The organism is Verrucosispora sp. WMMA2044 (assembly GCF_027497155.1).
GTDB classification, from domain to species: Bacteria; Actinomycetota; Actinomycetes; order Mycobacteriales; family Micromonosporaceae; genus Micromonospora; species Micromonospora palythoicola.
Genome location: NZ_CP114913.1, coordinates 4,131,605 through 4,152,727, shown reverse-complemented (window position 1 = coordinate 4,152,727; position 21,123 = coordinate 4,131,605). Strand labels below are relative to the sequence as shown.

General features: G+C 70.0%; 16 protein-coding genes and 1 pseudogene. 10 read left to right on the top strand and 7 right to left on the bottom strand.

The genetic code is table 11. The features are described from left to right. Window positions 1–129: 129 nt before the first annotated feature. Window positions 130–588: a DUF2690 domain-containing protein gene (locus tag O3597_RS18890; RefSeq protein ID WP_210938809.1), complete on the bottom strand. Its 459-nt coding sequence runs from the start codon at window positions 586–588 to the stop codon at window positions 130–132. A 139-nt stretch (window positions 589–727) separates the two neighbouring features. Here O3597_RS18890 and O3597_RS18885 point away from each other — a divergent pair, with 139 nt between their 5' ends. Further along, complete coding sequence (locus tag O3597_RS18885; RefSeq protein ID WP_281601911.1) at window positions 728–1,738, top strand: XRE family transcriptional regulator; 1,011 nt, start codon at window positions 728–730, stop codon at window positions 1,736–1,738. A gap of 210 nt (window positions 1,739–1,948) precedes the next feature. On the opposite strand, the pseudogene O3597_RS18880 reads toward O3597_RS18885, so the two are convergent. Beyond that, window positions 1,949–2,203, bottom strand: a pseudogene (locus O3597_RS18880) (DUF6342 family protein); the annotation flags it as partial. A 418-nt stretch (window positions 2,204–2,621) separates the two neighbouring features. On the opposite strand from O3597_RS18880, the gene O3597_RS18875 reads away from it, so the two are divergent. The 3 genes from O3597_RS18875 (at window position 2,622) to O3597_RS18865 (ending at window position 5,349) form a co-directional block, all read left to right on the top strand. After that, window positions 2,622–4,196 carry a CBM35 domain-containing protein gene (locus O3597_RS18875; RefSeq protein WP_208020797.1) on the top strand — a complete coding sequence of 525 codons (1,575 nt, stop codon included), beginning with the start codon at window positions 2,622–2,624 and terminating at the stop codon, window positions 4,194–4,196. 281 nt (window positions 4,197–4,477) lie between these two features. Further along, the gene (locus tag O3597_RS18870; RefSeq protein ID WP_164445773.1) at window positions 4,478–4,882 is read left to right on the top strand and encodes an AraC family transcriptional regulator; all 405 of its coding nucleotides are present in this window, start codon (window positions 4,478–4,480) and stop codon (window positions 4,880–4,882) included. A gap of 35 nt (window positions 4,883–4,917) precedes the next feature. Then, window positions 4,918–5,349, top strand: a complete 432-nt coding sequence (locus tag O3597_RS18865) for a VOC family protein (RefSeq protein ID WP_164445772.1) — start codon at window positions 4,918–4,920, stop codon at window positions 5,347–5,349. A 62-nt stretch (window positions 5,350–5,411) separates the two neighbouring features. Here O3597_RS18865 and O3597_RS18860 read toward each other — a convergent pair whose 3' ends face one another. Next, entirely contained in the window at window positions 5,412–6,653 is a 1,242-nt protein-coding gene (locus tag O3597_RS18860; protein WP_269739458.1) for an endonuclease/exonuclease/phosphatase family protein, read from the bottom strand. Between the two features lie 547 nt (window positions 6,654–7,200). On the opposite strand from O3597_RS18860, the gene O3597_RS18855 reads away from it, so the two are divergent. Continuing rightward, window positions 7,201–8,637 (top strand): cellulose binding domain-containing protein, encoded by a 1,437-nt coding sequence (locus O3597_RS18855; protein ID WP_281601910.1) that lies wholly within the window; start codon window positions 7,201–7,203, stop codon window positions 8,635–8,637. 121 nt (window positions 8,638–8,758) lie between these two features. Here the strand turns inward: O3597_RS18855 and O3597_RS18850 are convergent, their stop codons facing one another. Together O3597_RS18850 and ilvD are read right to left on the bottom strand one after the other, a co-directional pair. Further along, window positions 8,759–9,229 carry a hemerythrin domain-containing protein gene (locus tag O3597_RS18850; protein WP_269739456.1) on the bottom strand — a complete coding sequence of 157 codons (471 nt, stop codon included), beginning with the start codon at window positions 9,227–9,229 and terminating at the stop codon, window positions 8,759–8,761. 167 nt (window positions 9,230–9,396) lie between these two features. Further along, the gene (gene ilvD, locus O3597_RS18845; RefSeq protein WP_281601909.1) at window positions 9,397–11,244 is read right to left on the bottom strand and encodes a dihydroxy-acid dehydratase; all 1,848 of its coding nucleotides are present in this window, start codon (window positions 11,242–11,244) and stop codon (window positions 9,397–9,399) included. A gap of 110 nt (window positions 11,245–11,354) precedes the next feature. On the opposite strand from ilvD, the gene O3597_RS18840 reads away from it, so the two are divergent. The 5 genes from O3597_RS18840 (at window position 11,355) to serA (ending at window position 19,306) form a co-directional block, all read left to right on the top strand. Continuing rightward, the gene (locus tag O3597_RS18840) at window positions 11,355–13,763 is read left to right on the top strand and encodes a bifunctional diguanylate cyclase/phosphodiesterase (RefSeq protein ID WP_281601908.1); all 2,409 of its coding nucleotides are present in this window, start codon (window positions 11,355–11,357) and stop codon (window positions 13,761–13,763) included. Between the two features lie 185 nt (window positions 13,764–13,948). Beyond that, window positions 13,949–15,820, top strand: coding sequence for an acetolactate synthase large subunit (locus O3597_RS18835; RefSeq protein ID WP_281601907.1), 1,872 nt, complete (start codon window positions 13,949–13,951; stop codon window positions 15,818–15,820). After that, a complete protein-coding gene (ilvN, locus tag O3597_RS18830) occupies window positions 15,820–16,335 on the top strand; it encodes an acetolactate synthase small subunit (RefSeq protein ID WP_093401760.1) in 516 nt (171 codons plus the stop codon). The genes O3597_RS18835 and ilvN overlap by 1 nt, the downstream gene beginning before the upstream one ends. Before the next feature lie 83 nt (window positions 16,336–16,418). Beyond that, window positions 16,419–17,432 (top strand): ketol-acid reductoisomerase, encoded by a 1,014-nt coding sequence (ilvC, locus tag O3597_RS18825; RefSeq protein ID WP_281601906.1) that lies wholly within the window; start codon window positions 16,419–16,421, stop codon window positions 17,430–17,432. Between the two features lie 275 nt (window positions 17,433–17,707). After that, window positions 17,708–19,306 (top strand): phosphoglycerate dehydrogenase, encoded by a 1,599-nt coding sequence (gene serA / locus O3597_RS18820; protein ID WP_164445765.1) that lies wholly within the window; start codon window positions 17,708–17,710, stop codon window positions 19,304–19,306. Between the two features lie 133 nt (window positions 19,307–19,439). On the opposite strand, the gene O3597_RS18815 is transcribed toward serA, so the two are convergent. Both O3597_RS18815 and O3597_RS18810 read right to left on the bottom strand, forming a co-directional pair. Beyond that, complete coding sequence (locus tag O3597_RS18815; protein WP_216592606.1) at window positions 19,440–19,799, bottom strand: hypothetical protein; 360 nt, start codon at window positions 19,797–19,799, stop codon at window positions 19,440–19,442. A 337-nt stretch (window positions 19,800–20,136) separates the two neighbouring features. Continuing rightward, on the bottom strand, window positions 20,137–20,982 hold the full coding sequence (locus O3597_RS18810; RefSeq protein ID WP_281601905.1) for an FAD:protein FMN transferase: 846 nt from the start codon (window positions 20,980–20,982) through the stop codon (window positions 20,137–20,139). Between the last annotated feature and the right edge of the window lie 141 nt (window positions 20,983–21,123).

The window sequence follows — 21,123 nt, the reverse complement described above, 5'->3', positions numbered from 1 at the left end:
GGCCGCTTCCCGACCTCACCGCCGCCGTAGTGGATGGTTACCGGGCCGGCGCGTGGTCCCATGACGCGCCGGCCCGGTAGCCCTATCCGCCGGTCCTGCTCGCACCGCAGGACCGGCCCGGGGAGACCGTCAGGCGCAGAGCGGGTCGCTGGTGTACGTCGTGCCGGAGGAGGTGGTCACCTTGCCGACCGCGCAGACCGTCATGTTGTGCCCGTAGAGCTGGTCCCCGTAGTACTGCTGGCCGGTGCCGCCGTACCAGTCGGTGGTGGCGGACGGGCTGGACCGGTAGACGTGCACCTGAACGGTGTTGTGCGGGCTGACCCGGTTGGAGATCCGACCCCAGTTGGTCTTGCAGGTCTCGCTCCAGCGCAGCTCCACCACGGCGAGGGTGGTCGAGCCCTGCATGATGTACTTCGGGTAGTTCGTGGCGTTACGGGCGTTCGCGGAGCAGCCGGTGTCGATCGGATCGAGGCCGTCGCAGCCGTGACCGCTACAGGTGGCGGCGCTGGCGGGCGTCGCGACCAGGAGGCTGGCGGCGATGAGGGCGCCTGCGGCAGCGGCGACCAACCGGCGGGCGTTCCGGATCATTGTCTCTCCTGACCTCTGATGGGCTGTGTCAGCCCGGGACTCGGCTCCTCATCTCTACCGTCCGTCGACACTGATCTCTACGCTGTGTCGCGACGGACAATCAAAAACGGCGACGGTTAATCAACCCCTGGGAGGGCTCATGGCTCGGGCGGAACGTCCCGTAGACCCCACCGCCGATCCCCTCCAGGCGTTCGCCGCCGAGTTGCGCCTGCTCAGGGAAGCGGCCGGGCGTCCCACCTATCATGCCCTGGCTCGAAGGGCACACCGGTCGTCGAGTTCGTTGTCGGAAGCGGCCGGCGGCCGACGGATGCCCACCCTGGACACCACGCTCGCCTACGTCCGCGCGCTCGGCGGCGACGAGCGGGAATGGGCCGAACGGTGGCACGCACTGCGGGCCGCCATCCACGGCGTAGGCGATGCAGCTCCCGATGCGCCTCTCGCCGAGCGCAAGCCCAGTGCCGAGCGGCGCGTGGGTGCTGCGGCCGGCGCAGACGGGACTGGTGACGCGGTCGCCGGTCCGGCGGCCAGACCCGCTCAACCCGTCAGGACCGATCAGCCCCGGGACGCTCTTGCCCCCCGGACAGCAAAGCAGACCGGCTCTGCCGTCGGACTCGCCGTAGTCGTGCTTGCCGCCTTCGTCACCGTACCCTGGCTCGCCGGGGCCTTCCGCCCGCCGCCCGGCGCGCCCGTGAATCCTTCCGCAGTCGCATCCGACTCGGCGACGGGGTACACCAGCGCGACGGCCCGGGACGGCGCCGATCCGAAGGACGCCGGCTGTGCGGCCGATCCCTCAGTGACCACGTTGGACAGCAATGCGGTGCTGCTCGACGATCGGGTGATCGGCATTGTCGAGCTTCGCTACGCGCCCGCCTGCGGTGCGAGCTGGCCTCGTTTCGTGCCGGCGCCGGAACCGGCCGTGCGGGTATCCAGCCCCGCGCAGGTGCGGCTGACAGTGACCGACGGTGATGATCCGGCGCGCACCGCGGAGTTCAGCATGGACTACGCCGGCATCTCCGCCTACGGCAACCTGCTGACCAGCACGCGTACCTGCGTCTATGCGATGGTGCAGCTCTCCGGTGAGGGGTGGCGGTCGGCCGTGGGTCGCACCGGATGCTGGCGCGGCGCCACGCAGGTCCGCCCGGTGCCCTGATCCACTCACCAGGGCGACCAGGCCGACAATCGGTGGTCGGCATGGGCCGTGCGGGCCGTCCACGTCTACGAGCAGATCGCGTTCGCGCAGTACGGCCGCGTGGTCGGCCGCGATACTCCGGCAGTTCAGTGAGTGTTTTCTCGGGTGAGGTTGACCGGCCGGCGGTGGGCCGAAAATTGCGTCCCATCGCCGGCCGGACGGGTGTTCAGATCACCTGTATTTGAGGTCCCGCTGCATTTCCATGACGCGGCCGGCAATCTGCAAATTGCCCTCGGAGTCGAGGATCGCGATGATGCGCTTTGTGCTGCCGTGGTGGGTGGTAAAGAAGATCTTGTCGGCTTCCTGGCTGGTGCTGTAGTTGGTGTTCACGGACAGCTCGATGCTCAACGGCGAGCTGATGATCACGTCCTTCTTTGGTTCATCCGGATAGAACTGATTCTGGCGCAGCCGGATGCGGCCATGGGTGTCGCCCTCGTTCCGTAGGTGAGTATTTCTTCACCCGCAGAGCGAGAGTGCAACCACTTTCCGGGTCGAGAATGTCCTAAATCTTACCGCTCGCCTTAACATTGCAGCCTCTTAGTGATTTCAATATCGCCGTGATTTGTGGTCGCGAACACTCATTGACACTTCGGTCGCATGTCGGTGGTGAATGAAATGCATTGACGGTGGTGCGGGAGATTGCTAGCATCCTGGTATGCTGGAAAGCGCTTTCCTCGCGCGGGTCCGGGTGGCGCGAGGTCCTGCGAGTCGTCGCGGGGCCCTCTGGGCAGGGGCAGCGCGGGCCGGCCGATCGTGGCCACCACGCAGCGCCGGCACGGCCGCTTCAGAGACCGCACCTGACGGTCGCCGTGCCGTCGAAGCACGACCGACCCCTGGAGAAGTCATGACGTTCAAGCCGCTCGTCACCAGCCTCGCGCTCGTGGCCTGTGTCGCCGCGGTGTCGATCGCCGCACCGGCGATGGCCGCACCTGTCCGCTACGAGGCCGAGAACAGTCCCGCACGGTGCACCGGCACCATCGATGCCAACTGGTCCGGCTACTCCGGCAGCGGTTTCTGCAACGGCACCAACGCCGTCGGCGCGTACGCCGAGTTCACCGTGTCCGTCGCGACCGCCGGGACCGTCGAGCTGCACGTCCGGTTCGCCAACGGCACGAGCAGTTCCCGTCCGGCCAACCTGATCGTGAACGGTGCCACCGCCTCGAACGTCTCGTTCGAGGGCACCGGTGCCTGGGACTCCTGGCGCACCAAGGCACTGTCGGTGGGTCTGCACGCCGGCAGCAACACCGTCCGGCTCAGCCCCACCTCGTCCAACGGCCTCCCCAACGTCGACTATCTCGACGTCGAGGCGGGCAACGCGCCACCGCCAGCCATGCTCTACGTCGCGACCAACGGCAACGACAGCAACCCCGGCACGATCGGGTCCCCGCTGGCCACCATCCAACGGGCTGTCGACCTCGCGGAGCCGGGCCACACGATCGTCATCAGGGGTGGAACGTACGCGCCGGGCAGCAACATCCAACTGCTGAAGAACGGTACGGCGAGCCAACCCATCACGATGCGCAACCACGCCAACGAGCGGGTCGTCATCGACGGGGAGAACATGCCGCACACGCCCGCCCCGGTCGGCGGTAGCATCCCTCGCCCCGAGCGGGGCGCGGTCCACATCGAGGGTGACTGGTGGCGGCTGATCGGGCTGGAGATCATCAACGGCCCGTACGGTGTCTTCGGCCTGGACGTCAACAACGGTGTCTTCGAACGACTGGTGACCCGGGACAACTACGAGTCCGGCTTCCACATCCAGGGAGCGTCGAGCAACAACCAGATCTTGAACCTGGACGCCTACGGCAACCGGGACCCGCGCAAGAACGGTGAGAGTGCCGACGGACTGGCTATCAAGGAGGGCTCCGGCACTGGCAACGTGGTCCGCGGTGCCCGGCTGTGGAACAACTCCGACGACGGCCTGGACTACTGGATGTTCAGCTCGCCAATCCTGACCGAAGACACCTTGACCTGGGGAAACGGGTTCAATCGGTGGAGTCTTCCCGACTACACTGGTGACGGCAACGGGTTCAAGCTCGGTGGCAACGGTGTCTCCGCCGACCACACCGTCCGCAACAGTATGGCCTGGAGTAACGCGGTAAGCGGATTCGTCGACAACAACAACCCCGGCCAGCATCGCATCGAGCGCAGCACCGCCTGGAACCACCCGGGCGTCGGATTCAACGTCAACCGCTCCACCAGTATCCTGACCGGCAACCTGGCGGTCAGCAACGGCACAAACGTGTCACTGGGCAGCAACTCCCGGGGCAGTGGCAACTCCTGGGACATCGGCGGTAGTTGGTCGCTTGCCAGCACCAACCAGGGCACCATCACCGGGCCGCGCAACGCGGACGGGTCCATCCCGTCATCGAACTTCCTACGCCCGGCCAACGGCGCGAACGTCGGCGCCTGCATCTAAGGCCGTGTCCCGGGAGACACCCTGGTAGGTGCCGAAGGGCACGAAACTGAAGACCGTCACGCTTGACGCTGGCCTGTTCACTCTCGCTAAGGACGCCGTCGTCGAGCTGTAGCCAGCCGATCAATGCGTAGCCCGGCTTGGTCCACGCTGACATCACGTTCGTGCAGACCCTGGAGCAGTTCCTGGCCTGGAGGAGCAGGAACTGCTCCAGGATTCGCCTGCGGGCCGGTGTCGTGACAGTGTCGTGACCGGGGCGGCAGGCTGTGGCACCGTACTCAGCTGTGGGCAGAGCAATCGAAGAGACGAACAGGTCGATGTTGCGCGCCCGGGACGCCATGGACCGGGCATACGCCGAACCGCTCGACATTCCGACCCTGGCGCGGGTCGCGCACGTCTCCGAGGCGCACTTCATCCGTACCTTCCGGGCCACCTTCGGTGAGACCCCGCACCGCTACCTGCAACGGCGTCGGGTGGAGCGGGCCATGTACCTGCTGGTGAACAGCGACCAGGACGTGACGGAGATCTGCACGGCTGTCGGTTTCGGCAGTCTCGGCACGTTCAGCCGTACCTTCCGGCAGATCGTCGGTGAGTCGCCCACCGACTACCGTAAGCGGCGGACGGCGCCCGCCGCGCCGGTACCGAGCTGCTTCACGAAGGCGTGGACCAGACCGAGCAGTTTTGGATAAGCAGCAGGTCAGAGCGTTGCACTAGCGTTTCGGGCATGACGATGAACGCGATCAGCCGCTCCCAGATCTACGTCCTCGACCAGGACGAGGCGCTCGACTTCTACATCGGCAAGCTCGGCCTGGAGTTGAACACGGATCAGGATCTCGGCTTCATGCGTTGGCTCACGGTCAACATTCCCGGCGACCGGCAGCGGGAGATCCTGCTGGAGAAGCCGGGCCCGCCGAACCTCGACCCGGCCACCGCCGAGCAGGTCCGCGAACTGCTGTCCAAGGGCGCCGCGGGCGGCTTCCTCTTCATGACCACCGACGACGCCCACAAGACGTACGAGGAACTGGTCGCCAAGGGTGTCGACATCACCGACGAACCGATGGAACGGCCGTACGGCATCGACTTCGGTATCCGCGACCCGTTCGGCAACCAGATCCGCATCGGGCAGATGTTCGACCGGAAGGCCGAGCAACGCTGAAGTCCTGGAAGCAGCTCTGTCTGGCCCCGGCGCCGGTCACTGACGCCGGGGCAGGCGGCACCTCAGCGCCGCAGGTCGAGCCAGACCAGCCGGTGGTCGGAGGTGGGGAAGCCGCCCGGCAGGGCCGGGTCGTAGTCGCCGACCAACCGGAACAGCGGGTCACCCGGCACCGGCCAGAAGATTCCGGTGGCACGGACCGGCAGGCCCCGGCTCGGCAGCACGTAGTCGACCCGCAGGTTGCCGGGGCTGGTGTCGGCGAAGTCGGCGGTGTCGAAACGCGGATCGCTGCGGTGGCCGAGGTTGGCGCCGCCCTGCCGTCGCGCCGCGGCGGTGCCGCCCGCGCTGGCCGGCACGACCCGGTCGTTGACCCGGGGGTGGTCGAGCAGCTGCAGCGCCGCGCCGGGCAGGCTGTCACCGTCGTACGGGTCGGAGTTGAGGTCCCCGGCGATCACGAAGGCCGCCCCCGGCCGCAACCCGCCGCGTCGCCCGGTGTCGTCGTAGATGTAGCCGGCCCGCCACGGCGAGATGTAGTCGGCCCAGAAGCGGATCTCGTCGTGGTTGCGGCGGCCGTTGCGGTCCTCCGGCCCGTCGAAGACCGGTGGCGTGGGGTGGCTGGCCAGCAGGTGCACGGTACGGCCGGGCAGCCGGATCGGCACGTCCCAGTGGCTCTTAGAGGAGAGCCGCACGTCGGCGAGTTCCTGCCGGGAGTACCAGTCGGCGGGCGCGGGGGTGGCCGGGTCGTCGGGCAGCAGCGCGCCGGGCATGTCCCGCCAGCGGAACGTCTGGAACGTGCGCACCCGGGCCAGGTCGATCGGGTACGCCGAGTAGACCGCCATGCCGTACTGGCCGGGGAAGAGCCCGAAACCGTACGCGTCGTCGGGCCCGCCGACGGTCCCGTCGTTGTTGAGATCGTGTCCGGAGGGGACACCGGTGTTCGACGGGGCCGCGTAACGGTACGGGTAGCGGATCGCGCGGGTGCCGTTGCGCGGCACGGAGAGGTAGTTGTCCTGGAACAACGCCAACGCCCGCCCGGCCGGGTCGTAGTCGAACTCGTTGATCAGCAGTACGTCCGGGCGTACCCGCTGGATCACCTCGGCGACGTTGCCGGCCTGCGCGTCGTCCCGCCCGGACAGGTCGGCGACCAGCCCGCCGGCGACACCCCGGTTCAGCGAGGCGTTGAAGGTCGCCACCCGTAGGTTGCCGGGTCGCTGTCCGCCCGCGCTCGCCGGAGCGGCGGTGATCCCGGCCCCCACCGCGAGCACTCCCGCCATGGCCGCGGCGCATGCCATCCGTTTCGCACCCATCGACATCCTCCCTGATCTCGATCGACCAGCGCCACGCTACCGGGGGTGACATGGCGTTCGGGTGAACCATGGTCGACAGGTTCGTTCCCCGGTGCGCCGCCCGGCGACGTGTGACTCAAGATCGGGACCAAGCCACACGTGGACGACGTGTTCTCAGTAGCGTGCAGTGTGACAGTGGGCGAGGAAACCGCTTGCCTTATATTGAGTTCTATGGATAGTCTCGATCGGGTTCCGCAGTGAGCCGGAGGCGGAATCACGGGCCGTCGGGCACGGGCAGCCCCAGCCGGTCACCGGGTCACCGATTCGAGCGTCACACGTGGATCCGCCATGGTGCGCGCCGAACATCAAGCGGTAGGGCACGCAGTGATGTAAGGCCGCTGGCAATGCGACAAGCCGGGCGGAGTTGCCTTGCGCGTGATGCCAGTTCGTGGGGCGGTTGCCCCTGACCCGCACTGGTCGTGCACGGCCGGCTGACCGGCCGCGCACCGAACACGGAGGCAATGCAGTGATTCAGTCTGGCAATTCTGTCCGGCCACGACGCCTGCGGATGTCCGCGATCGTCGCCTCGGCAGTAACCCTCACCGTGGCAGGAGCCCTGGCAATTCCGAGCGTGTCAGCGGCGGTGCCGACGCCGCACGGCGCGAGCGTGGCCGCCGCAGTCGCCTGCGACGACCGGCTGTACGGCTGGGCGGCGGTGTCCGCCAACGGGGTCAGCACGACGACCGGCGGCGGCAATGCTCCGACGCAAAACATCACATCACTGGCTGATCTGCGTCAGTACGCGGGTGGTTCCACGCCCCGGGTACTGCGTATCTCCGGCACCATCAGCACCGGATCGTCGCCGGTGGAGGTGGGTAGCAACAAGACGCTCGTCGGGGCGGACGCGAATGCCACGATCCGTGGCGGGATCAACATCAACGGTGGTGGCAACATCATTGTGCGAAACCTGAACGTGCAGGGTGGTGGCCAGGGCAGCAGTCCGGCGGATACGATCGCCGCGCGCAACGCCCACCACCTCTGGTTCGACCACCTTAACCTCTGGGACGCCAGCGACGGTCTGTTGGACCTGACCCGCGGGGTCGACTACATCACGGTGTCCTGGTCGAAGTTCTGGTACACCAATTCTTCGCACAGTCACCGACTCGCGAGCCTGGTCGGCGGTGGATCGACCCACGGTGACACCGACAGCGGGAAGTTGAACGCCACCTACCACCACAACTGGTTCGCCGAACTCGTCGACCAGCGGGGCCCCCGCATGCTGTTCGGCAAGGGTCACATCTACAACAGTTACTACACCTCCGCCGGGAACGCCTACTCAATCGGCACCGGCTCGTACGCCTCGGTCCTGGTTGAGAACAACTACTTCAAGAACGTCAACAACCCGCACCGCTTCCAGGACTCCAACCCGACATACATCACCGCCCGCGGCAACGTCTACGACGGCACCAGCGGTAGGCGGGACACCGGAGCGCAGGGCAGTGGTGTCACCCCGTTCACCAACCCGCCCTACAGCTACGCACTGGACAACGCCAACGATGTACCCGGCATCGTCAGCAACTGCGCCGGGCCGAAGCTCTCGAACCCGACGACGCCTCCGACCACGACGCCTCCGACCACGACGCCTCCGACCACGACGCCTCCGACCACGACGCCTCCGACCACGACGCCTCCGACCACGAATCCGCCGAGCGGAGCGTGCAGCGCGACCTACCGGACCGTCAGCTCGTGGTCCGGCGGCTTCCAGGGCGAGGTTGTCGTCCGGGCGGGCAATGCGCCGATCAACGGATGGACCGTCCGGTGGAATCTGAGCAGTGGTCAGGGAATCAGTCAGCTCTGGAACGGAAACCTCAGCACCAGCGGATCATCCGTCATCGTGCGGAACGTCGACTACAACGGATCGCTGCCGGCCGCCGGCACCACCACGTTCGGCTTCCTGGGTTCCGGCTCCCCGTCCACGCCGTCGTTGACCTGCACCAGTCCGTGACCAGCAACGACCCGGGGCGGGCGTGCTTCGGGTCGTGACGGCAAGCGCGACGTACGTCGAGCCCGACGCATGCCTTACCGCGCCGGGCTCGACGCGGTTGTCTTGTTGACGGTGAACTGGTTCACAGTGGACCCAGGACGTCGTGCGGGTCGGCGTTCAGGGCGAGCGTGTCGAGCACTGCCAGTAGTTGGCGTTCCTCGTACCGGAAGTGGCTCTCCATGATGGCGGCGATCCCCTCGACGTGGCGGTCGAGTTCGGCCGGGGAGGCGGCCCGGTTCACGGCAGCCTGCAGTCCCACGAGCAGATGCGCGATCATCGAGTGGTCCTGCTTCAGGTGTCGCAGGGTGTCCTGCAGCTCCGGATGGGCGGCGGCGATGGCGGGGAACAGTTCGCGGTCCTCGCCTTCGTGGTGCCCGGTCAATGCGGCACAGAAGCCGTGACAGAACAGCAGCAGGTCACGGGTGGCGGGTTCCGCCGCCTCGCCACCGGCGAGTGCGCTGCGGGTCAGGCGCAGGGCTTCGTGTAGCCGATCGTGCACGCTGCGCAGCTCGTGACTCCAGGCGATGAGCCTGGTCTTCTCGCCCTCAGACACAGGAGGGCGAAGGGAACGACAATGTCATCGTCGTGGTCCTTCGTATCCGACGCCTCCATGCCTGACACGGTCTGCCACCGACACGCGACGCTGCCTCCACGCTACCCGAGACGGGGCGGTTACGAGGGCCCGGATGACCCGCCACCGGGGGCGGGCCATCCGGCCGGTCACTCGGGGACGCGGCGGTAGGCGCCGTCGCTGGCCGAGGTGGCCATCGAGGCGTACGCGCGCAGCGCCGCCGACACCGGACGCTGCCGGTCGACCGGGGTGTACGGGCGGTCCCGCTTCTCCTGGGCGACCCGGCGGGCGTCCAGCACGTCGGCCGGCACGTTCAGCTCGATGGAGCGGGCCGGGATGTCGATGACGATCTCGTCACCCGGCTCGACCAGCGCGATCAACCCGCCGGAGGCGGCCTCGGGTGAGGCGTGCCCGATGGAGAGCCCGGAGGTGCCGCCGGAGAACCGGCCGTCGGTCAGCAGCGCGCAGGCCCGACCCAGCCCTCGTCCCTTGAGGAACGAGGTGGGGTAGAGCATCTCCTGCATGCCGGGACCGCCCTTCGGCCCCTCGTAGCGGATTACCACCACGTCCCCGGCGACGATCTCCTTGGCCAGGATGGCGGTCACCGCGTCGTCCTGCGACTCGTAGACCTTTGCCGGGCCGCGGAAGGTCAGGCACTCCTCGGGCACCCCGGCGGTCTTCACCACACAGCCCTCCGGCGCGAGGTTGCCGTGCAGGATGGCCAGCCCGCCGTCGGCGCTGTACGCGTGCTCGCGGTCCCGGATGCAGCCGCCGGCCGCGTCGGTGTCCAGGGACGACCAGCGGTTGGTGGTGGAGAACGGCTCGGTGGTGCGCACCCCGCCCGGTGCGGCGTGGAACAGCTCGACCGCCTCGGATCTGGCCGCCCCGCCGCGCACGTCCCAGTCGGCCAGCCAGCGCTCCAGGGTGGGGGAGTGCACCGCGTGCACGTCCCGGCGCAGCAGACCGGCGCGGTCCAACTCGCCGAGGATGGCCGGGATGCCACCGGCGCGGTGCACGTCCTCCATGTGGTACTGCGGCGAGTTCGGGGCAACCTTCGCCAGACACGGCACCCGGCGGGAGATCGCGTCGATGTCGGCCACGGAGAAGTCCAGCTCCGCCTCGCGGGCGGCGGCCAGCAGGTGCAGGATCGTGTTCGTCGACCCGCCCATCGCCACGTCCAGGGCGACGGCGTTCTCGAACGCGGCCCGGGAGGCCACCGCGCGGGGCAGCACCGAGGCGTCGTCGCCGTCGTACCACCGCTTGGCGATCTCCACGGCGGTGCGGCCGGCCTCGACGAACAGTGCCCGGCGCGCGGCGTGGGTGGCCAGCGTGGAACCGTTGCCCGGCAGCGCCAGCCCGATCGCCTCGGTGAGGCAGTTCATCGAGTTGGCGGTGAACATGCCGGAGCAGGAGCCGCAGGTGGGGCAGGCGGACCGCTCGATCTCGCCGAGCTGCTCGTCGGTGACGGCCTCGTTGGAGGACGCGATCATCGCGTCGATCAGGTCGATCTTGCTGTGCACGATCCCCTCGATCGCCACCGTCTTGCCGGCCTCCATCGGGCCGCCGGAGACGAACACGGCGGGGATGTTCAGCCGCAGCGCGGCCAGCAGCATGCCCGGGGTGATCTTGTCGCAGTTGGAGATGCAGACCAGGGCGTCCGCGCAGTGCGCGTTGACCATGTACTCCACCGCGTCGGCGATCAACTCGCGGCTGGGCAGGGAGTAGAGCATGCCGCCGTGGCCCATGGCGATGCCGTCGTCGACCGCGATCGTGTTGAACTCCCGGCCCACCCCGCCGGCCTCCGCCACCGCGTCGGCGACCAGGCCGCCCATGTCCTTGAGGTGTACGTGGCCCGGCACGAACTGGGTGAAACTGTTCGCGATGGCGACGATCGGCTTGCCGAAATCGTCGTCGGTCATCCCGGTGGCCCGCCAGAGGGCCCGGGCGCCGGCCATCGTCCGACCGTGCGTGGAGGTCTTCGACCGCAGCTCAGGCATGCGTACCAGTCTGACACCGACGGCGCGGCCCGGACACCGGCGTCGCGCCGTGTCCCAACAGATGCACACCCGATCCCCACAGCGGGCATCGATCCGGCACAGTTGAGGTCGTGCACACACCCCCGGCCATGATCGGCGCTGCGGTGCTGAGCGCGCTCATCGCCCTGACGGCCGGCGTGCTGCTCGCCGCCGCCGTCCGGCGCCGGGCCGCACCGCACCGTCCGGCGTACGCGGTGCTGGCCGTCGGTGGCGCGTTCGCGGCGGTGACCATGCTGGTCGGTGCGGCGGTCGCGGTGACCGCGAGCGAGCACTGGGCGCACGAGCAGCAGCATCGCAGCACGTGGGCCACTCTGGTGGCGCTCGGCACGGCCACCGGCGGCCTGCTGTTCTGCTTCGGCCTGCTCCGCCTGCCCGGGGTGACCGGGTCGGTGCCCTCGGCGGCCCGGCTCGCGCTGGACGGCGTGATCGTGGGCGCAGCGCTCTGGTTCGTCGGCTGGGTGCTGTTCTCCGAGCCGACCCGGCTGCTCGGCGACGCGACGCCGACCGCCTGCCCGTCGATCCTGCTCGCCTCGGTCAGCGCGGCGTTGAGCGCCGGCCTCTCCGCGATCATGGTGCTCCGGGCGCCCCCGCCCCGACGCTGCCTGGCCGTGCTCGGCACCGGGATCACCGCCGCGTCGGTCGGCGGGCTGGGTGTCGCGGCCGGGCTCTGCCAGGCCGGGCCCGGCCTGGCGCTGACCGGCGCGGTGATCCTGGCCGTCGGGCTGCTGATCGCGGCGGTGGCGGCGTACCGGATCGATCCGCCGGGCCAGCTCGCCATCGACGTGATCCGTCGCGACGGCGAGTACGCCTTCGTGCCGATGGGCGCCATGGCCGCCTCGGCGATGTACCACCTCCTGCAGGACGGCCGGTTCGACGGGTTGGCCATCGCGGCCGGCAGCGTCGAGGGGTTCGCCCTGGTCGCCCGGCAGTACCTCACCCTGCACGACGTGCGGGCCTACGCCCGCCGGCTGGCCGACCGGGAGGCGCACTTCCGGCAGCTCGCGCACACCGACGCGCTCACCGGGCTGGCCAACCGTCGCGGCCTGCTGCGGGCCCTGCACCGCAGCGCGGAGGAACGGGTGCCGTGCGTGCTGCTCGGGTTGGACCTGGACGGCTTCAAGAACGTCAACGACATGCGGGGGCACGACGTCGGCGACGCCGTGCTCGCCGAGGTGGGCCGGCGGTTGCGGGGCAACCTTCGCCCCGGTGATCTGGCGGCCCGGCTCGGTGGCGACGAGTTCGCGGTGCTCATGCACGGTGGCCCGGCGGGAGCTGGGGTGGTCGCGGAACGACTGTTGCGGGTTCTCGGCGGCGCCTACGAGCAGCCAGAGGCACCCGTCTTCCTGTCGGTCAGCATCGGCCTGGCGGGTTGGGCCGACGAGCCCGACGTCGAGCTGCTGCTGCGGCACGCGGATCTGGCGCTGCGCTACGCCAAGCAACGTGGCAAGAACCGGATCGAGCGCTACGACGGCGCGTACGACCGGCTGCTGCGCCGACGCACCACGCTCGAGCACGAGCTGCGCGGTGCGATCGAGCGGGACGAGTTGCGGCTGGTGTTCCAGCCGGTGGCCTCCCTGCCGTCGGTACGCCCGGTCGGCGCGGAGGCGCTGCTGCGCTGGCGTCACCCGGAGCTGGGCAACGTACGACCGGACGAGTTCATCCCCCTCGCCGAGGAGAGCGGGATGATCGCCGGGCTCGGTGCCTGGGTGCTGCACCAGGCCTGCTACCAGCTGTCCCGCTGGCTGGCCGAGGGTCACGACGTCTGGGTGTCGGTGAACGTCTCCCCGCGTGAGCTGCACGCCCCCGAGTACGTGGTGCAGGTCGCCGAGGCGCTGCGCGCCCATCACGTGCCGCCGCAGCGGCTGGTGCTGGAGATCACCGAGCACGCGGTCGCCACCGACCTCGACGAGCTGATCCGGCGGCTGACCGCGCTGCGGCTGACCGGTGTGCGGATCGCCCTCGACGACTTCGGCGCCGGCTACTCCTCGCTCAACCAGCTCCGCCGGCTGCCGATCGACATTCTCAAAATCGATCACGGACTGGTGGCGGAGCACGAGCCGGTCCAGCCGGAAGGGCGCGACGGTCCGGCCTTCGCCCCGATGGTCGACATCGTGATGCGGTTGGGCCACCAGTTCGGCCTGGAGGTGATCGCCGAGGGGGTGACCACTCCCACAGAGTTGGCCGCGGTGGTGGCCGCCGGTTGCCGGTTCGGCCAGGGTGCGTTGTTCGGCTGGGGCGTACCGGCGGAGCACCTGGAGGCGATGCTGGACGCGGCGACGTCGCCGGGTGCCCGCCCGGCCCGTCCGGCGGCTGACAGCGCGGTTGCTCGACCCGTCGGACCGCCCCTTCAGCGTCGGGGCGAGGGCGTCCCCGGCCAGGTCATGCCCGGTCGGATCGGCGCGCCGGGCGGCGACGCGCCGAGGTCCGTGAACCAAAATGTGGGATCAGTTGACTCATCGCATGAGATGCGTCAGTCTTGAGCCCATGTCGTCGTACCGGTCGCTGCGAGTACTTACCTGAGCGCACTCTCCCTGACTGAGAGTGCGCTGGCCCCGTGCATCTGGCACGTGGGCCTTTTTCTTGCCGTCGAACCAATCGAACGCCGGCCTCGCCCGCGTTCCACAGTGTGAGCAGCCCCACCCACTTCAGCCGAAGGCCAACCGCCATGACGAGACCCACGCCCGAGACGCTCGCCCACTCCGCCCGGCGCGCCCGCACCGCCGCCGAGGCGCCGAGTGACGCCGACCACACCCGCGCCGCCTCGCCGGCCGTTCCGGCGGCCCGTCCCGCCCCGGCCCAGGTGTCCGGTGCCGGCTCGCTGGTGCGCTCCCTGGAGGCACTCGGCGTAGACGTCGTCTTCGGCATCCCGGGCGGCGCGATCCTGCCGGCGTACGACCCGCTCTACGACTCGACCGTGCGGCACATCCTGGTCCGGCACGAGCAGGGCGCCGGTCATGCCGCCACCGGTTACGCCCAGGCCACCGGCCGGGTCGGGGTGTGCATCGCCACCTCCGGTCCGGGCGCGACGAACCTGGTCACCCCGATCGCGGACGCGTACATGGACTCGGTGCCGCTGGTGGCGATCACCGGTCAGGTGGCCCGCCCGTCGATCGGCACGGACGCCTTCCAGGAGGCGGACATCCAGGGCATCACCCTGCCGATCACCAAGCACAACTTCCTGGTGCAGGACGGCAGCGAGATTCCCCGGGTGCTGGCCGAGGCGTTCCACCTGGCCTCGACCGGGCGCCCCGGCCCGGTCCTGGTGGACATCCCCAAGGACGTTCTCCAGGCGTCGACGACCTTCGCCTGGCCGCCCACCCTGGACCTGCCCGGCTACCGGCCCACCCTGCACCCGCACGGTAAGCAGATCCGCGAGGCGGCACGGCTGATCAGCGCCGCCCGCCGGCCGGTGCTCTACGTCGGCGGCGGCGTGCTCAAGGCCGGCGCCACCGAGGGTCTGCGCAAGCTGGCCGAGATGACCGGCATCCCGGTGATCACCACGCTGATGGCGCTCGGCGCGTTCCCCGACTCGCACCGGCAGCACCTGGGCATGCCGGGCATGCACGGCACCGTCGCCGCGGTCTACGGGCTGCAGAAGGCGGACCTGATCGTGGCGCTGGGCGCCCGGTTCGACGACCGGGTCACCGGGAAGCTGGACTCGTTCGCGCCGGACGCCACGGTGGTGCACGCCGACATCGATCCCGCGGAGATCGGCAAGAACCGGCACGCGGACGTGCCGATCGTCGGCGACGCCCGGCACGTCATCGACGAGCTGCTGGCGGCGGTCACCGCCGAGCGCGCGGCGGGCCGTACCACCGACCTCAGTGACTGGTGGGCGCAGCTCGACGACCTGCGCGAGCGCTACCCGCTGGGCTACGAGGAGCCGTCCGACGGCACCCTCTCCCCGCAGTACGTGATCAAGCGACTGGGGGAGATCGCCGGACCGGACACGATCTACGTCGCGGGTGTCGGACAGCACCAGATGTGGGCCTCCCAGTTCATCTCGTACGAGAAGCCGCAGACCTGGCTCAACTCCGGTGGACTCGGCACCATGGGCTACGCGGTGCCGGCGGCGATGGGCGCCAAGGTGGGCCGACCGGACACGGTGGTCTGGGCCATCGACGGCGACGGTTGCTTCCAGATGACCAACCAGGAGTTGGCCACCTGCGCGCTGGAGGGCATCCCGGTCAAGATCGCGGTCATCAACAACGGCAACCTCGGCATGGTTCGGCAGTGGCAGACGCTCTTCTACGACGAGCGCTACTCCAACACCGACCTCGGCACCCACAAGCACCGCATTCCGGACTTCGTCAAGCTGGCCGAGGCGCTGGGCTGCGTGGGGCTGCGCTGCGAGACCGCCGAGGACGTGGATCGGACCATCGAGATGGCCATGTCCATCAACGACCGACCGGTGGTGATCGACTTCGTGGTCGGCAAGGACGCCATGGTCTGGCCGATGGTCCCGGCCGGCACCAGCAACGACGAGATCATGTTCGCCCGCGGCGTCCGCCCGGCCTTCGACGAGGACGATATCTGATGACCATCCACACCCTCTCCGTCCTGGTGGAGAACAAGCCCGGCGTGCTGGCCCGGGTCTCCGGGCTGTTCTCCCGGCGCGGCTTCAACATCGACAGTCTGGCGGTCGGCGAGACCGAGAACCCGGACGTCTCGCGGATCACCATCGTGGTCAACGCGGAGTCCTCGCCGCTGGAGCAGGTCACCAAGCAGCTCAACAAGCTGGTGAACGTACTGAAGATCGTCGAGTTGGATCCGGGCACCTCGGTGGCCCGCGAGCTGTTGCTGGTCAAGGTGCGCGCCGACCGCAACGCCCGGGGCCAGGTCCTGGAGACGGTCAACCTGTTCCGGGCCCGGGTGGTAGACGTGGCCGCCGACACCCTCACCGTCGAGGCGACCGGCACCCCGGACAAGCTCGACGCGCTGCTGCGCGACCTTGAGCCCTTCGGCATCAAGGAGATGGTCCAGTCGGGTCTGGTGGCGATCGGGCGCGGCTCGCGTGCGATCACCGCCGGCCCGGCCCTGCGGGCCGCCTGACCCCACCACGGCCCGGGTCCGGGTGACCGGGGCCGGCCACCAGCCACGACGGGCCGCTGCGGCCGCCGTACGAAAGGGAAGTCATGAGCGTTGAGGTGTACTACGACGACGACGCCGACCTGGGCCTGATCCAGTCGAAGAAGGTCGCCGTGATCGGTTACGGCAGCCAGGGGCACGCGCACGCGCTGTCGCTGCGCGACTCCGGTGTCGACGTGGTGATCGGCCTGCCGGAGGGCTCGAAGAGCCGGCCGAAGGCCGAGGAGCAGGGGCTGCGGGTGCTCACCCCGGCCGAGGCGGCGGCCGAGGCCGACGTCATCATGATCCTCGCCCCGGACACCGCGCAGCGCCACATCTACGCCGAGTCGATCGCGCCGAACCTCAGCGCCGGCAAGGCGCTGTTCTTCGGGCACGGTTTCAACATCCGGTACGGGCTGATCAAGCCGCCGGCCGGGGTGGACGTGGCGATGGTCGCCCCGAAGGGCCCCGGTCACCTGGTCCGCCGGCAGTACGTCGACGGCAAGGGCGTGCCCTGCCTGGTCGCCGTGGAGCAGGACGGTAGCGGCGACGCGTTCGCGTTGGCCCTGTCGTACGCCAAGGGCATCGGCGGCACCCGGGCCGGCGCGATCAAGACCACCTTCACCGAGGAGACCGAGACCGACCTCTTCGGCGAGCAGGCGGTGCTCTGCGGCGGCGCGGCGGCGCTGGTGCAGACCGGTTTCGAGGTGCTCACCGAGGCCGGCTACGCCCCCGAGGTGGCCTACTTCGAGTGCCTGCACGAGCTGAAGCTGATCGTGGACCTGATGTACGAGGGCGGTATCGCCCGGATGCGCTACAGCGTCTCCGACACCGCCGAGTACGGCGACCTCTCCCGCGGACCCCGGGTCATCGACGGCCGGGTCAAGGAGGAGATGCGCAAGATCCTCGGTGAGATCCAGAACGGCGAGTTCGCCCGCGAGTGGGTGGCCGAAGACGAGGCCGGGCGGCCCAACTACAACAAGTGGCGGAACGAGGGCGCGGCGCACCCGATCGAGGAGACCGGCGCGAAGCTGCGCGGCATGATGAGCTGGGTGGACCGGCCGATCACCGAGACCGCCTGAGCGCTTTTCCGGACGGCACCCGGCTTCGGCGTTCTCCCCGACGCCGGGGCCGGGTGCCGTGCTGTCCCCACGTGGTAAACGATCGTTAACACGCACGTCACGTCCGGTTTGTGAGGGCACTCACCCCACACTCCGGGGCGCGCCGGGCGACCCGCACCCTACGATCGCGGGTAGGTGCTCCAGGCGGCACCTGACGGCCATGGCCCGGGAGCGCGCCGGGCGCAGCGCAGCGCCCAGCCCCCGGCCGACCGCTCTGACGACATCTACGAGGACCAATGACTCCTGTCGTACTGATCGCCGAAGAACTCGCCCCCGCCGCCATCGAGGTGCTCGCCCACGACTTCGACGTCCGGCACGTGGACGGCACCGACCGCCCGGCCCTGCTCTCGGCGCTCTCCGAGGCCGACGCCGTCATCGTCCGCAGCGCCACCCAGATCGACGCCGAGGCGATCGCCGCCGCCCCCCGACTCAAGGTCGTGGCCCGGGCCGGTGTCGGCCTGGACAACGTCGAGGTGCCGGCCGCCACCGCCCGGGGCGTCATGGTCGTCAACGCACCCACCTCCAACATCGTCTCCGCCGCCGAGCAGGCCGTCGCGCTGCTGCTGGCCGTCGCCCGCAACACCGCCAGCGCCAGCGCAGCGCTGAAGGCGGGGGAGTGGAAGCGGTCGAAGTACACCGGTGTCGAGCTTCAGGGCAAGACCGTCGGCGTGGTCGGCCTCGGCCGCATCGGCGTCCTCTTCGCCTCCCGGATCGCCGCCTTCGGCACCCGGCTCATCGCGTACGACCCGTACATCCAGCCGGCCCGGGCCGCGCAGCTCGGCGTACGCCTGGTCGGGCTGGAGGAGTTGCTGCGGGAGAGCGACTTCATCTCGATCCACCTGCCGAAGACCCCCGAGACCGTGGGCCTGATCGGGGAGAAGGAGCTGTCCATCGTCAAGCCGGGCGTACGCATCGTCAACGCCGCCCGGGGCGGGCTGATCGACGAGCAGGCACTCGCCGACGCGCTCGCCGAGGGTCGGGTCGCCGGCGCCGGGGTGGACGTCTACGCCAAGGAGCCGTGCACCTCCTCGCCGCTGTTCGCCTTCGACAACGTGGTGGCCACTCCGCACCTGGGGGCCTCCACCGCGGAGGCGCAGGACAAGGCCGGCCTCGCGGTCGCCAAGAGCGTGAAGCTGGCCCTGCAGGGCGAGTTCGTGCCGGACGCGGTGAACGTGCAGGCCGGCGGCGTGGTGGCCGAGGACGTCCGGCCGTTGCTGCCGCTTGCCGAGAAGCTCGGCCGCGCCTTCACCGCGGTGGCCGGCGGGATCGCCGCCAGCGTCACCGTCGAGGTACGCGGTGAGATCGTCGACCACGACGTGTCGGTGCTCAAGCTCGCCGCCACCAAGGGCCTGTTCAGCTCGGTGGTCGAGGAGCAGGTGACCTACGTCAACGCTCCGCACCTGGCCGCGCAGCGCGGTGTCGAGATGTCGCTGAATACCCAGGCGGAGACCGTCGACCACCCGGTCCTGGTCACCGTGCGCGGCGCGCTGCCCGACGGTCGGACGGTGAGTGTCTCCGGCACCGTCGCGCAGGCCGGCCCCCGCGACGTCATCAAGCTGACCGAGGTGGACGGCTTCGACGTGGAGATCGGCGCCGAGGGCATCCTGCTCTTCCTCCGCTACGCCGACCGCCCGGGCGTGGTCGGCATCGTCGGCACCCTGCTCGGTCAGGCCGGCATCAACATCGCGGCGATGCAGGTGGCTCGTCGGGAGGCCGGCGGTGAGACGCTGATGACCCTCACCGTGGACCAGGCGCTCGGTGCCGATCTGCTCACCTCGGCCGCGGACTCGATCGGCGCGACGTCGGCCAGCGCCGCCGACCTGCGCGACGAGTAGCGCGCCGCAGGCACGCCACGACGGGGCCCGGCCACTGGCCGGGCCCCTCGTAGTCCGGTCACCGAGCCGGCTTCGGTCGGCGCATCGCGCCCGCCTGCGCGGTCGGGCCCGTCGCCCGGCACCGGCGGGCAGGTCAGCCGGGCAGCCGGACCCCGGGCGGCGGGTAGACCGAACCGTCCTGGGCGTCGAACAGCATCAGCCGGTGCTCGCCGGCCAGCCGCTCGATGTCGAGCAGCACCTGGTCCGGGCAGGCCGGGTCAAGGTTCAGCTCGATGTGGTCGGCCGCCTTGTGCAGCGGTGCGACCGCCCAGGGAGTGTTCGGGCCGGCCGGCTGGTCGGGGTAGCTGGCGGTGATCGCCCGGTAGAAGCCCACGCATCGTGGGTCCGGCTGACGCTGGTGGTGCCGGCCGCTACGGCACTGCTGCACCGCCGCTCGTACGTCCTCGGGCGTCGCCCCGTCCGCCAGGGCCCACACGCTCAGATCGAAACTCACGGCGGACAGCGTGCCATCTGCGGTTCACCTTGTCGAAAACGACCCTGCCGCAGGCAAACGCCTGGGGTACCGGCATTGCGCAGATGCTCCCCTGTGGAACCCTTGCCGCGAAACGCGTCAATTCGATAACGTACCGGTGCGGTCACCTGCCGAGCACGTGGCGCCGGCCCGTCTTCGGGTGGCGAGGTCGACGTCCGGCCGAGCGGCCCGCACCCCTCGATTGCGCGAGCCACGCGCACTCGTCGCCGACCGGCCTCCACGGTCGTTGCCGCGACCGTGGAGGCCGATCCGTGTTTCTGCCCTCTGCTTTCCCACGCCCCTGGTGGGGTCGCGCGGTTCAGCGCTCTGCGGCGAAGAGCACTTGGTAGTCCGACCCGGGGCGGAACCAGGCCAGTCCCGCCGGCCCGGCGGCGTACAGGGCGGTGGCGTAGGCGTCGGCGACCGCGAGGTCGGGCCCGACCACGGTCGCGGCGACCAACTGCCCGGCCGGCTCGCCGGTGTGCGGGTCCACCACGTGGCGCTGCCGTCCGGTCACCCCGGAGGTGCCGACCGCGCCGGCCGTCATCTCCAGCAGCAGCGGGGCCCGGCTCCGATCGGTGGGGTGGTGCACCGCGATCCGCCACGGGCCGCCGTGTCCGGCCTGGCCGCGTACCACCAGGTCGGCGCCGGTGAGCACGGCGTAGTCGTGGATGCCGGCGTCGCGCAACCGGGCCGCGGCCCGCTCGACCGCCCACCCGCCGAGCAGGCCACCCGGGTCGAAGCCGCCGGGCACCGCCCAGGCGTCGAACCAGCCGTCCGTGGCCGCGCGCATCGCGGCGCAGCGGCCCACCAGGTCGCGCAGCGGCGGGTACGACTCGGGGCTGATCTCACCCCGGCGCAGCCGGGACACCAGGCTCTCCGGGCGGTTCGGGCCGTAGGTCAGGTCGATCGCCCGCAGTTCGGCCACCGCGTCACGCAGCGCCGCGCCGGTGCCGCGCCGGCCCAACCACTCGGGAGCGTTCAGCAGCAGGGTGTAGGCGGCCGTCGAGGTGCGAACGGTGTGCCGGACGGCGATCCGGTCCCCGGCCACCAGGTCGGTGCGGTCCGGCCGCTGCTCCCGGGCGCCCAGTCGCAGGTCGGGCCGGCGGAGGCGGAAGACCGCCGGATCGACCCAGCGGGTTCGTGGTTGCTCGTCGGTCCACATCGCGTCCGCCCTCTCCTCGGCGCGTGCCGCCCCGTCGCGGCGCTCGCCCGGGCCCCCGGCCCGTCACGCTCACGCTAGGCAGCGGAGATGACCGAGCCATGAATGCCGCCTGGGAAGCTGCTGTGCGTCACCAATTTCCCG

Bases quoted from the DNA above. Each gene is read 5' to 3' on its own strand.
- O3597_RS18890 (WP_210938809.1), bottom strand. From the start codon at position 588: ATGATCCGGAACGCCCGCCGGTTGGTCGCCGCTGCCGCAGGCGCCCTC.
- O3597_RS18885 (WP_281601911.1), top strand. From the start codon at position 728: ATGGCTCGGGCGGAACGTCCCGTAGACCCCACCGCCGATCCCCTCCAG.
- O3597_RS18875 (WP_208020797.1), top strand. From the start codon at position 2,622: ATGACGTTCAAGCCGCTCGTCACCAGCCTCGCGCTCGTGGCCTGTGTC.
- O3597_RS18865 (WP_164445772.1), top strand. From the start codon at position 4,918: ATGACGATGAACGCGATCAGCCGCTCCCAGATCTACGTCCTCGACCAG.
- O3597_RS18860 (WP_269739458.1), bottom strand. From the start codon at position 6,653: ATGGGTGCGAAACGGATGGCATGCGCCGCGGCCATGGCGGGAGTGCTC.
- O3597_RS18855 (WP_281601910.1), top strand. From the start codon at position 7,201: ATGTCCGCGATCGTCGCCTCGGCAGTAACCCTCACCGTGGCAGGAGCC.
- ilvD (WP_281601909.1), bottom strand. From the start codon at position 11,244: ATGCCTGAGCTGCGGTCGAAGACCTCCACGCACGGTCGGACGATGGCC.
- O3597_RS18835 (WP_281601907.1), top strand. From the start codon at position 13,949: ATGACGAGACCCACGCCCGAGACGCTCGCCCACTCCGCCCGGCGCGCC.
- ilvN (WP_093401760.1), top strand. From the start codon at position 15,820: ATGACCATCCACACCCTCTCCGTCCTGGTGGAGAACAAGCCCGGCGTG.
- ilvC (WP_281601906.1), top strand. From the start codon at position 16,419: ATGAGCGTTGAGGTGTACTACGACGACGACGCCGACCTGGGCCTGATC.
- serA (WP_164445765.1), top strand. From the start codon at position 17,708: ATGACTCCTGTCGTACTGATCGCCGAAGAACTCGCCCCCGCCGCCATC.
- O3597_RS18810 (WP_281601905.1), bottom strand. From the start codon at position 20,982: ATGTGGACCGACGAGCAACCACGAACCCGCTGGGTCGATCCGGCGGTC.